Source organism: Paenochrobactrum pullorum (genome assembly GCF_041929845.1).
Taxonomy (GTDB): domain Bacteria; phylum Pseudomonadota; class Alphaproteobacteria; order Rhizobiales; family Rhizobiaceae; genus Paenochrobactrum; species Paenochrobactrum pullorum.
In genome coordinates this window covers 116,187-128,325 of sequence record NZ_JBHEEH010000004.1, presented here as the reverse complement: position 1 = coordinate 128,325, position 12,139 = coordinate 116,187, and the positions used below count along the sequence as shown (strand labels likewise).

The window sequence follows — 12,139 nt, the reverse complement described above, 5'->3', positions numbered from 1 at the left end:
TGATAAACTGCTTATTGCTGGACAGGTGTTTTTTTCGCAGCCAGAAACTGCTTTGCTGATGCTTCGGCTCTGTCACCGGCAGCTTTGATCTGCTCGTCATTTTGCCCCACAGATTTAGCTGCAGATTCTGCATTTTTGCGGGCGCTTGCAACAATTTCAGCTTCTTGTTCAGGCGTCAAAACACCGGAATTTTCTTTCAAGGTTTCAAGCAAATCAGGCGCATCAACGGGTGCTTCCGGCTCTTGGACAGCAGGCACGGTTTCAGCAGGCTGCACGGTAGCAGGTTCTTGCTGAGGTGCCTCAGCATCATCTTTGCCGCAAGCCGTTAAGGCCGACAATGAAAACAGGATCAAAAAAGGCAGAGCGTAAGGTTTCATGCAATGATCTATAGACCAGACAAGTGATTGTTGAAATATCTAATTAAAAATTTCGCGACCAAATTCTTGGTTTCCTGCGCTATACCAAACTTTTCCAAACATGTGGTGGCCTGAAATCATTTCAGGCCACCACATTCTGCACCCTTCAGCAAGGTTCTGTGCAAAAATTTTAATTCGCAGGCGCCGGTGAAGTTGTATCAGGTGTTGTCGGCGCTGGTGCGGATGGTGCTGGCTCGGCTGGCGGCGTTGCAGCAGGGGGTGCTGCAGGTGCAGTCGGAGCCGGATCAGCAGGCATAGTTTCGGCCGGATTGTTGTTACCGGTATTTTCCTTCTTGCTGTCATCACAGGCAGCCAGACCCAGCATCATAACGACAGCCGAGGATGCAATAATTAGCTTTTTCATAATTGTCTCCTTCCGATGAAATTTGCTTCGTCAAAAGGTGAACTCACGAAAAAGAAAAAAGTTCTTTCAACTAATTAAACGCATCGTAACAATCAGAGAGTATCCCTATTTATTGTCCCGCTCGTTTTTAATCGCAAATAGTTGGGGTGCAAATGGTGACGCAACGATTCTGATCGCGTAATCCTAGCGCTTCAAGTGATTCTCTTTCATCAGGCCAGACAATGAAACGACTTGCAGTCACATTAACATTTCTCGCAAGTGCTGCGCTTTTAAGCGCCTGCACGACTGTGGATTATGATTTTTCTGATGTGCGCAAGCCGTCGACCCAAACCACCCAAATCAAACCACCGTCTGGTAATGTACGCGCGCCACGCTTCGGTGACCGCAAGCCGCATGAATGGACAGGTAAAACACCTTGGCACTATCCAATCCACGGTACTGATGTTTCTAAATATCAAACGACTGTTGATTGGAATGCAGTACGTAAGAGCGGTATTTCTTTTGCTTTCATCAAAGCAACCGAAGGCGGTGACCGTTTTGACGAGCGTTTCACCGAACATTGGGGAGCTGCACGCGCCGCCCATGTAAAGCGCGGCGCTTATCACTTCTATTATTTTTGCCGCACGGCAGCCGATCAGGCACGCTGGTTTATTAAAAACGTCCCCAACGACCCCTCCGCTCTGCCACCGGTTTTGGACATGGAGTGGAACGCCAGTTCACCAACCTGCAAATTGCGCCCCAATGCAGCAATTGTGCGCAAAGAAATGCAGACTTTCCTCAATATGGTTGAGAAACATTATGGCAAACGCCCGATCATTTATACGACCGTTGACTTCTTCGACGATAATGATCTGCGCCAATTAAGCCATTACCCATTCTGGCTACGCTCCACCGCAGGTCATCCGGATGAAAAATACGGGCCGCATCCTTGGACATTCTGGCAATATACCGGCACTGGTTCGATACCGGGCATTTCTGGCGACGCCGATATCAATGTCTTTGCCGGTGATGCCAATGCATGGAAAAAGTGGCTGGAAAGCAACAATGTCCGCTGACTCTGCAAAGGGCGCGCATTTTTAGCAAGTTTTGCTTCATTTTATAGATTTGATAGGGCAATAGATTAGGTCATTGTTGCTGACAGATTACTCTCAGCTTTTTTAAATGAGCTCGTCCTCCTATGAAAATTATATCCGGCCTTTGTGCATCTTTGCTTTTGGCATCCACCAGCCTGTCTTTTGCTCAAGTTCCGGCTCTGGCTCCGGCTGCCGCCACCACGCCTTCCTCCACGACCGAGGCTGTACCGCCAAAGCCTGCTTGCGAAATAGATTTCAAGCAGTGGATTGAAGATGTCGCAGCCGAAGCACGCGCTGAAGGCGTAAGCGACAAAGGCATTAGCGAATTACACAAAGCCTCGCTGGATGAAAAAGTGCTGGCGCGTGATCGTTCGCAGTCCGTTTTCAATTTGACCTTCATCGAGTTTTCAAAACGTCTGATTTCAGAAAACCGCCTGAAAAAGGGCAGAGAAAACCTGATCAAATATGCAGATGTTTTCCGCAAAGTGGAAGACACCTACGGCGTTCCGGGGCCGGTTCTCGCAGCCTTCTGGGGGCTGGAAACAGATTTCGGTGCCATTCAGGGTGATTTCGACACCCTTAATTCGCTCGTGACTCTCGCTTATGATTGCCGGCGCCCTGAATTATTCCGTCCGCAATTGATTGCACTTTTGAAACTTTTTGATCAGGGCGTTGTCGATGCCTCCACCACCGGCGCATGGGCTGGCGAAATCGGCCAGATGCAATTGCTGCCGAAAGACTATCTGGAGCGCGGGGTTGACGGTGATGGCGATGGCAAGGTTGATCTGAAAAACAGTGTCGCCGATGCGATGATGACTGCCGGACGGATGTTGAGCGAATTGGGCTGGCGCAAGGGCGAGCCGTGGCTGGAAGAAGTCCGCGTCACCAGTCAGGATTTGCCTTGGCAAGAATCCATCCGTGAAAACCGCAAACCGCACTCGCAATGGGCTGAATGGGGCATCACCGGCCGAGACGGCCCTTTAGGCTCAAATGATGGCGAAGCCTCATTGATGCTGCCATTAGGTCGTAATGGGCCAGCCTTCCTGTCCTATCCAAATTTTGACATTTTTGTGGAGTGGAACAAATCGATCGTTTACTCGACCACTGCTGCTTATTTTGCAACACGTTTGGCCGGTGCTCCGGCTTTTGATCACCGTAATCCTGATCAGGGGCTCGATACCGAGCAAATGAAAGAGTTGCAAACCAAGCTGCAGGCACGCGGTTATGATATGGGCAAAATTGACGGCGTCTTTGGTTTCCGCACCCGTGATGCGGTACGAACCGAGCAATTGCGCTTAAATATGCCTGCCGATTCATGGCCGACACCTGAACTATTGGAAAAATTGTAAAAAACAAAACTGGCAAGACCAATGTTATCAACATTACTGGTTGTGCTGCCCATTTTCGCATTGATTTTTGCGGGATGGGCAGCCGCCAAAACCCGCATTTTGGGCGGGCAAGCAAGCACAGAACTCAACCGCTTCGTCGTTTATCTGGCATTGCCCGCACTTCTTTTCGACATCACAGCCACCACCGATCTGCATGAAATCTGGCAACCGGCCTTTATCGGCGCTTTTTGTTTGGCGAGCTTCATCATCTTCGGTCTTGCTTTTCTTTCTCCGAGCAACAGGGGAAGAGATCTCACCACCAAAGCCATTGATGGCCTTAATGCCAGCTATCCCAACACCGCCTATATGGGGTTTCCGCTTTCCATGCTGGCTTTTGGCAGCGCAGCCATGCCGCTGGTTGCAATGGCAACCATCATCACGGTTTGCATCATCTTTGCGGTTGCCATCACTTTAATTGAGCTCAGCCGCCAAAAAGCAAGCCGTAAAGCAAAGCTTATCATCAAAACGATCGGCTCACTGGCACGCAATCCGCTGCTTTTTTCGCCAGCACTTGGCGTACTTTATTCCCTCTCCGGCCTGCCGCTGCCAGAATCTGCCCATTCATTTTTGAAGCTGCTTGGCGCAGCCGCCTCCCCTTGTGCCTTGGTGGCACTTGGTCTTTTTCTGGCAGCCAGCAAACCGCTGACCCGCACCAATATCAGCAGCATTTCATATCTGGTCAGCCTCAAACTGGTGGCTCAACCGGTGCTGGCCTATATCGCTGCGGTTTACATTTTTCAGCTACCGCCGCTGCTTACCCATACGGCTGTTCTGATTGCGGCATTACCAACAGGCACCGGCTCTTTCATGCTGGCTGAATATTACCGTACCGATGCGACAATAACCTCCAACACCATTTTGGTTTCAACCGTGATTTCGGTGCTGACTGTCTCTGCCTATCTTTCGTTGATTGCGTAAAAGCTGCTTCGTCAGAATCAAATCAAACCGCAAAAACGCTGCCACAACTATGAATTTCCGTTAATCCAGATGGCGTTTTTGTGTCTTTTCCGTGAATAATTCTTCATAAAATTAGCATTTAAATTCATATACTTACAAATAATCAGGTAATTATTTCTCTTAAATAGCCACAAAAATGCATGAATTTGCTTTGTTTTTGCTCATAAAGCCACTAGATTCATAGCATCTGCCAACGCATTTGCGCTTGATTAAAACCAAGTACAATCATGAAGGAGACAGACCTATGGGACTGACAAGACCTATGAACGTCCTGATGTTCTGCGCAGCATTCGCTTTTGTTGCAGCTGTGATTGTAGGCATCTTTCCTTGAAGCTGGGGTGCTTTAGGAAATAAAATAAAAAACCCGGGGCAAACCCCGGGTTTTTTATTTTTCCTCAATGCACTCGTTTCATGCAACCGTTTGCTGTTTCGAGCGCACACCCAACAAATGACAAATGGCATAAGGCAAATCGGCACGGTTCATTGTGTAAAAATGAAAGTCCTGCAAGCCGCGCTCCATCAAATCCATCACCTGTTCTGCTGCAATTGCGGCAGACACCAATTGATGCGTATGAGGATCATTATCAAGCCCTTCAAAACGCTCAGCCAACCATTCCGGAATATGCTGACCTGAACGCGCACAAAAGCCAACCAATTGCTTGAAGCTGTGAACAGGAAAAATCCCCGGCACAATCGGGATATAAACACCTGCACGGCGTACGCGCTCGACATAGCGCTCATAAACATCATTATCGAAAAAGAACTGGGTGATCGCGCGGGTGGCACCATTATCCACCTTTCGCTTCAGCATATCGATATCTGTTGCAAAATCAGGGCTCTCAGGATGCTTTTCCGGATAGGCCGAAACCATGATGTCGAAATCATCAATCGCTTTCAATCCGGCAACCAGCTCCGAACCATTATTATAGCCACCCGGCGTCGGCATATAAGCATTGCCCACACCATTGGCTGGATCACCGCGCAGCGCCACAAAGCGCTTCACACCCATTGCGGAAAAATCACGGATAACCTGATCCACTTCAGCTTTTGTTGCATCTACACAGGTTAAGTGTGCCGCCGGTGTCACATTGGTTTCGGTCAAGATACGCTGCACCGTACGTGCGGTGCGCTCACGTGTCGAGCCACCTGCCCCATAAGTAACGGAGAAAAATGATGGCTCCAAAGGTGCCAATCGCGTTACTGTTTCCCAAAGTCGGTTTTCCATTTCTTCGCTTTTCGGCGGGAAAAACTCAAAGGATACCCGAAGGTTCTTACCGCCCTCAGAACGTCGGGAAAGCCCGTAAAAGCGCATGAAACAGTCTCCATCAGTTTTGTGGCGGCGATTATCTGGCACAATACCACTTTAGTCTTGAATAATTTGCAAGCCGCAGCCAAGTACAAATCGACGGCTTTCTTTTAAAATGTCAGGCGATCAATTGACGTGGATCGCGCGCCAGCCAAAGCTTGACGGTCAAGCCGTCTTTCTTCGCATCTGTCTGTTTCAACTCTTGAATATCGGCCATTTCCAAACCTGCCTCACGCAGCCAGCCGGTCATCTGCTCGTCACTGAAACCAAGACGCAAATGCGCATGCTCTTCACGCAAGAATTCCAGCACATGCGGCGCAAAATCAACAATTAACAATCGCCCGCCAGCACGTACCGAACGCGCAGCTTCTCGAATGGCAGCCTGCGGATCATCCAAAAAATGCAGCACCTGATGGATGGTCACCAAATCAAAGCTTTCACGCTCAACGGGCAACGCATAAACATCGCCTTGGCGCACCTGCGCATGGGAAATGTCGGCCTGATCGAGATTGGCTCGTGCCACCATCAGCATGTCGCGGTTTATATCCACACCAACGCCACGCACATAAAGCGGCGCAAAGAGTTCAAGCAAACGCCCTGTACCCGTGCCAACATCAAGCATGGCCTGAAATGGTACATCACCTACAATATCTTTGACTGCTGTTTCAACAGCCCCTTCGGCAATATGCAGGCTGCGGATTTTATCCCAGCTTTGCGCATTGCTGCTGAAATAAGCGGTCGCCTGTTCCTGACGCTGTGATTTTACTTGGGCCAGCCGGTCAAAATCACGCTCGATCAGCGGATCTCTTTCATTAAGTCGCTGCAATGTTTCACGGATGATAGCACCAAATTCATTATTGTCTGAGAGGCGGAAATAAGCCCATGCACCTTCCTGATAACGATTGATAAGCTGTGCTTCACTCAACAGTTTCAAGTGCCGCGACACACGCGGTTGCGACTGACCAAGAATGAGGGTCAGATCAGAAACCGTCAGATCACCACGGGTCAACAGCATCAAAATACGCAAGCGGCTTGGTTCAGCCGCCGCTTTCAACACTTCAATCATTACATCAAGCTGCAAGCTCATACCGCCACACCCCTTATAGACATAAAGATATGTTTATATAAAAATTAAAGATTGCGCAAGTTGATAATCAGCGATTTACAACCAATGTGGGCAAGCTTCAAAACGTTCACATAAAGAGACACTGTCACGAGCTTGCAATTGCCTTAACTTAATGATCAATAAAACCAGTTAAGTAATAAAAGCAGAGCACTATGCAGGCCAAGACAAACCGGCAAAAACTCATCGCCAAATCTTTGACCCTTTTGATACCGGGTGCTCCTTTCAGCGATGCGGAGCCTATTCGCGCGGCCGCTCTCAGTCCGCATATGCGCGGACTAACACCGCCAGTTGCCTTATGGCTGGCAACGGTTGCCTATATCCGCCATCAATATACCGATTACGATGCTTTGCGTGATGAAGGTTATGATAAAGAATCTGCACGGTTTTTCGTGCTTGATGCGATTAATGACAAATTGACCGAATGGCGCGCAACCCGCCTGCTCTCACCCGATGATGATGAAATGCTGAGTTAAAAATGCAGTTTTCTTTACACCACAAAACACGCTAGACTAGAGCATGTCTCCCAGAAGTGGGCACCGGTTTTGGGATAAAGACATGCGTAAAAACAAAACGCTAGAGCGAGCACAGTGGATATGATTAAGTGCGACACCCTCTAGCAGCAATGCATTCCATCCCAAGCAAAGTTGATAATGTTCAGATTAACGCATATTTCCGATATTCATCTCAGCCCTTTACCGCCGGTTCGCTATCGCGATCTCGCCTCAAAGCGCATCACCGGCTATGTCAATTGGATGAAAAACCGCAAAAATGCACTGGAATGTTCGGTTCTGGATGATCTGATCAATGATATGAAAGCCCATAATCCCGACCACATCGCAGTCACCGGCGATCTGGTAAATCTGGCACTGAACAGCGAAATCGACATTGCACGTGCGTGGCTGGAAAATTTAGGCAACCCCGATCAGGTCTCTGTGGTTCCGGGCAATCACGATGCTTATGTGCCGGGTGCGTTGCGTAAATCCTGTCAGGCATGGGAACCATGGATGCGCGGTGACGGCATTGATAATGGCGGTAAAGCACCACAATTTCCATATCTGCGCCAGCGTGGCAACCTTGCCATCATTGGCGTTTCTTCGGCGCGCGCGACAGCGCCCTTTATGGCAAGCGGCGATTTTCTGCCTGCTCAAGCGCATCGTTTGGCATTGATGCTGGAGCGCGCAAAACAAGCAGGCCTGTGCCGTGTGGTGATGATCCACCATCCACCCATCCGCGGCGCTACACCAAATTACAGGCGCTTGTTCGGCATTGGCCGCTTTCAAAAAATCATTAAAAGTTATGGCGCCGAGCTGGTGCTGCACGGTCATACCCACCTGGCCACCCATTATGAGGTTGAAGGCACCAATGGCGCGACAGTACCGGTTATTTGTGTGCCATCCGCCAGCCAATCTTTTGGCGGCCATAAACCACCGGCGCGCTATAATATGTTTGATATCAGCAAAAGCCAAAATGGCTGGACTTGTGAATGGAGACAGCGCGGAATTTTAACGGAAGATAATAAAATCACCGCAATAGGCACGCATCAATTAAGCCTACCCGCCCGTTAAACTATGCAGGGCGGGCATTAACCTCTCTTGAAAAGTCAGGAACAAAAGCACCGCCCCAACCAAGGCGCCGGTAATAAACCATGCTAAGGCCGGCAAAAAGCCATTAGATGTTTGCGTGATCAACGGTGGCTTTGCATCAGACTGCACGGCCGAAACAGGTTTACTATCGCCCAATAACTGCTCCCGCTCCACCAAACGATCAGCAATATAAGCGGTGACACCTTCACTTACCCGCCTCATATCCGTTGATTGCGCCATCACTACCCGTCCCTGACGGCTATCACGCACAAACTTATATGTGCGCCGATCATTGCACATCATCACAAAAGCGGTCGCATCAAGCCAAAGCCTGGGCTGCATCCCTGATGAAACAGTAAAATCAAACAGATCGACATTAGCCGGAACGGCATCAAAAACCGGTTGCAAATCCGCTGCCAGCAAATCCAGCCGCGCCAGTTCTGCTTGCCTGACATCCACGATGCTGTCACCGCGATCCGCAGCAGCCATTTTGGCTTGTCGCATCGCATTGGCAAGCCGCAACGCCCCGTCGGAGTTTTGGACAGCATGTTGCGCATCAATTTCTTTCTCAAGATCATTTTCACGCATGATAGATCCCTTAGTAAGACTTGATGAAAACGTTCCGCACGGAAAGTGAATTAATAAGACCAAGCTTATTCAAATCATCCAATAGAAGCAATAATACGGCAATTCACAGTAACTTAAACACAAAAAAGGCGACCCGAAGGCCGCCTATTTTTCAAATATCAATGCAAATTTTATTCGGCCAACAGGCGATTGGCTGCCGAAACAATCGCTTCCAGCGAAGCAGACACGATATTGTCATTAATGCCGACACCAAAGATTTTGCCATTCGGATGGGCAATTTCCATGTAACAAATCGCGGTTGCGTCCGAGCCCTGCTGCAGCGAATGCTCCGAATAATCCACCACCGACAATTTGATGCCGATATGGCGCGATAACGCATCCACAAAACCATCAATTGGCCCGGTGCCGGTACCTTCAATATTTTTGATCACACCATTATCATGAATTTCGGCGGTCAGAATACGGCGGCCTTTATTGGCCGGATCAGCAACAGTGTGGTGATCCGCAAATTTGAGCCGTGCTGTTTCCTGCGTCACATAACGGGCGATAAACTCGTCGTAAATGCGCTTGGACGGCAGTTCCTTGCCTTCATCATCAGTGATTTTCTGAATGATTTCACGGAATTCCACCTGCAAATTACGTGGCAGGTTCAAACCGTAATCCTGTTGCAGAATATAAGCCAAACCACCTTTACCCGACTGCGAGTTGATACGGATGATCGCTTCATATGAGCGACCGACATCCTGCGGGTCAATTGGCAGATAAGGCACTTCCCACAATGGGGAATTGGCGGTTTTCTTGGCTTTCATGCCCTTATTGATCGCATCCTGATGCGAACCGGAGAAAGCGGTATAAACCAGTTCACCCACATATGGATGACGCTCAGGAATAACCAGCTGATTGGAATATTCGTAAACTTCCTTCATACGGTTGATGTCCGAGCAATCCAGTTCCGGGTCAACACCTTGCGTGAACATGTTCAAGGCCAGTGTCACCACATCCACGTTACCGGTACGCTCACCATTGCCAAACAATGTACCTTCCACGCGGTCAGCACCAGCCATCAAACCCAGCTCGGTGGCCGCAATGCCAGTGCCGCGGTCATTATGCGGGTGCAATGAGATAATCAGGTTCTCGCGATTATCCAGCTGACGGCACATCCATTCGATCTGGTCGGCATAGACATTCGGCGTATTCATTTCGACCGTGGACGGCAGATTGATGATCAGCTTGTTATCCGGTGTCGGCTTCACAATTTCGCTCACCGCATTACAGATTTCCAGCGCCACTTCCAACTCTGTTCCGGTAAAACTTTCCGGCGAATATTGGAAACGATAACCGCCACCAGCCTTGGCCGCCATATCAGTGATCATTTTGGCAGCATCAGTTGCGATCTGTTTGATACCGCTGACATCTTTGCCAAACACCACGCGGCGCTGCAATTCAGATGTAGAATTATAGAAGTGAATAATCGGTGTTTTAGCCCCTTCCAGCGCTTCAAAGGTACGGATGATCAGTTCAGGGCGGCACTGCACCAGCACCTGCAAGTCCACCTCGTCAGGCACATTGCCCTCTTCAATGCACCAGCGGCAGAAATCAAAATCTGTTTGCGATGCGGAAGGGAAACCGATTTCGATTTCCGGAAAGCCCATATCCAACAGCAGCTGGAACATCCGTGCTTTGCGGTCATGACCCATGGGGTCGATCAGCGCCTGATTACCGTCGCGCAAGTCAACCGAACACCAGATCGGTGCTTTTTCGATACGCTTGGACGGCCATTGACGGTCTTGCAGCTGTGTCAGCTGAAACGGCGCATATTTTGTCTGCGCCACCGGCATGCCTTTTTTGGCGGAAGCAACTGTTTTATCTGCAATATGGTTCATAACTATTCTCGTTCTTCGTGAACGATCTGCCCGCCACCCGCGGCTCAAACCGTTATTCGTTAACTACTAAAATTTCCGGATAATCGATGAAAAGATTATCAAAATTCAGACTATAAGGAGCATGGACCAGCGTGGTCTCTTGTCGACCGCCGGACGCTCCTCTTTAACGAGCCCAGCGATCGCCGCTAAGGCTAAGAAGAAGCGAGTTTAAAACACAAACATGTACAGCGCCACTCACGTGATCGCCGGAAAAAGATTTCGCCATGTTTAAAGTTTTACAAGCCATAGATGTATTTCTAGCGATTCACCGCAACAGTTGCAAGCCTGCAATCACTGATTTTAAAGTAAAATTTTGTGCACCTTTGCTCATGCAAAAGGCACCGCACAAGTGCCCGGTGGCAGCTTGGCTTCATCTTCCGGCTCAACATGGATAACCACAACCGCATTATCAATCTGATCGCGCAAAGCATCTTCGATACGATCACAGATAATATGTGCGTCACCAACAGTCATATGAGCCGCCACGACTAAATGAAACTCGATGAATGTCGCACGACCCGCTATGCGGGTTTTAAGATCATGTACCTCAATCGCCCCTTCGGCATTGGTGGAAATGATGTCACGAATATTCATTGTTTCATCAATATCAGCACCAACATCCATCAAACCCTGCACCGAGGAATTGATAACCTGCCAACCCTGCCACAAAATATTGATCGCAACGATGATTGCCAGCAGCGGATCAAGGATCGCCCAACCGGTGACAATAGAGGCTACCAAACCAATCAACACACCAGCGGAAGTTACGACATCAGTCATGATATGCTTGCCGTCGGCAGTCAGCGCCGGTGACTTGTCACGTTTGCCGACACGTATCAAAATTGTCGCCCAAATGGCATTGAGCACACCTGCGGCAATATTGATGCCAAGCCCCAGCCATGGCTCATCCATCAAACGCGGCGCACGCAATGCTTCCCACGCTTCACGGAAAATCAGCAGTGCCGCAACGATAATCAGTACGCCCTCAATCACAGCCGAAAAATATTCAGCCTTATGATGGCCATATGGATGGTTGCGATCAGCCGGCATATAACTGACCCGAATTGCCCACCAAGCAGCCAAAGCTGCAATCACATTAACAATGGATTCGAGCGCATCCGAATAAAGTGCCACCGAACCGGTCAGATGATAGGCCAGATATTTAAGCGCAAGGACAGCAAGGGCGACGGGGATTGACCATGCGGCCAATCGTTGAATCTTTTTCTTCGTATCCATGGTCAACCCTTTGACGTTTCACATCATTATCATGTGGAACGCGCCATCAATCAGGCACGTGAAATGCCCGAAAACGCTTTAAAATTGTCATTAATTACATGCTTCGAATTCGATAAGCTTATTCTCTATAACGAAACAAACTTAAAACCGAAACCCCCGCCACTTAAAAGCGGCGGGGGA

General features: G+C 49.1%; 12 protein-coding genes. 5 read left to right on the top strand and 7 right to left on the bottom strand.

Going from position 1 to position 12,139, the window contains the following annotated elements; genetic code table 11:
* Positions 1–11: 11 nt before the first annotated feature.
* Together JNC77_RS09240 and JNC77_RS09235 are read right to left on the bottom strand one after the other, a co-directional pair.
* On the bottom strand, positions 12–377 hold the full coding sequence (locus JNC77_RS09240; RefSeq protein ID WP_374831723.1) for an antifreeze protein: 366 nt from the start codon (positions 375–377) through the stop codon (positions 12–14).
* Between the two features lie 169 nt (positions 378–546).
* The gene (locus JNC77_RS09235; protein WP_374831721.1) at positions 547–780 is read right to left on the bottom strand and encodes a hypothetical protein; all 234 of its coding nucleotides are present in this window, start codon (positions 778–780) and stop codon (positions 547–549) included.
* 221 nt (positions 781–1,001) lie between these two features.
* Here JNC77_RS09235 and JNC77_RS09230 point away from each other — a divergent pair, with 221 nt between their 5' ends.
* From JNC77_RS09230 to JNC77_RS09220, 3 genes are all read left to right on the top strand, one after another.
* Positions 1,002–1,835: a GH25 family lysozyme gene (locus JNC77_RS09230; RefSeq protein WP_374831719.1), complete on the top strand. Its 834-nt coding sequence runs from the start codon at positions 1,002–1,004 to the stop codon at positions 1,833–1,835.
* 122 nt (positions 1,836–1,957) lie between these two features.
* Positions 1,958–3,202, top strand: coding sequence for a lytic murein transglycosylase (locus JNC77_RS09225; protein ID WP_374831717.1), 1,245 nt, complete (start codon positions 1,958–1,960; stop codon positions 3,200–3,202).
* Positions 3,203–3,223: 21 nt separating this feature from the next.
* Complete coding sequence (locus JNC77_RS09220) at positions 3,224–4,159, top strand: AEC family transporter (protein ID WP_374831715.1); 936 nt, start codon at positions 3,224–3,226, stop codon at positions 4,157–4,159.
* 448 nt (positions 4,160–4,607) lie between these two features.
* On the opposite strand, the gene metF is transcribed toward JNC77_RS09220, so the two are convergent.
* Both metF and JNC77_RS09210 read right to left on the bottom strand, forming a co-directional pair.
* Entirely contained in the window at positions 4,608–5,510 is a 903-nt protein-coding gene (gene metF / locus JNC77_RS09215) for a methylenetetrahydrofolate reductase [NAD(P)H] (protein WP_374831713.1), read from the bottom strand.
* A gap of 112 nt (positions 5,511–5,622) precedes the next feature.
* Positions 5,623–6,591, bottom strand: a complete 969-nt coding sequence (locus JNC77_RS09210) for an ArsR/SmtB family transcription factor (RefSeq protein ID WP_374831711.1) — start codon at positions 6,589–6,591, stop codon at positions 5,623–5,625.
* Between the two features lie 191 nt (positions 6,592–6,782).
* On the opposite strand from JNC77_RS09210, the gene JNC77_RS09205 reads away from it, so the two are divergent.
* Together JNC77_RS09205 and JNC77_RS09200 are read left to right on the top strand one after the other, a co-directional pair.
* Entirely contained in the window at positions 6,783–7,103 is a 321-nt protein-coding gene (locus JNC77_RS09205) for a DUF2293 domain-containing protein (RefSeq protein ID WP_374831709.1), read from the top strand.
* Between the two features lie 177 nt (positions 7,104–7,280).
* Positions 7,281–8,195 carry a metallophosphoesterase family protein gene (locus JNC77_RS09200; RefSeq protein ID WP_374831707.1) on the top strand — a complete coding sequence of 305 codons (915 nt, stop codon included), beginning with the start codon at positions 7,281–7,283 and terminating at the stop codon, positions 8,193–8,195.
* Here the strand turns inward: JNC77_RS09200 and JNC77_RS09195 are convergent.
* The 3 genes from JNC77_RS09195 to JNC77_RS09185 form a co-directional block, all read right to left on the bottom strand.
* Positions 8,181–8,801 (bottom strand): hypothetical protein, encoded by a 621-nt coding sequence (locus tag JNC77_RS09195; RefSeq protein WP_374831705.1) that lies wholly within the window; start codon positions 8,799–8,801, stop codon positions 8,181–8,183. The genes JNC77_RS09200 and JNC77_RS09195 overlap by 15 nt on opposite strands.
* A gap of 170 nt (positions 8,802–8,971) precedes the next feature.
* The gene (leuA, locus tag JNC77_RS09190; RefSeq protein WP_374831703.1) at positions 8,972–10,684 is read right to left on the bottom strand and encodes a 2-isopropylmalate synthase; all 1,713 of its coding nucleotides are present in this window, start codon (positions 10,682–10,684) and stop codon (positions 8,972–8,974) included.
* Between the two features lie 366 nt (positions 10,685–11,050).
* Positions 11,051–11,959 carry a cation diffusion facilitator family transporter gene (locus tag JNC77_RS09185; RefSeq protein ID WP_374831701.1) on the bottom strand — a complete coding sequence of 303 codons (909 nt, stop codon included), beginning with the start codon at positions 11,957–11,959 and terminating at the stop codon, positions 11,051–11,053.
* Positions 11,960–12,139 lie beyond the last annotated feature (180 nt).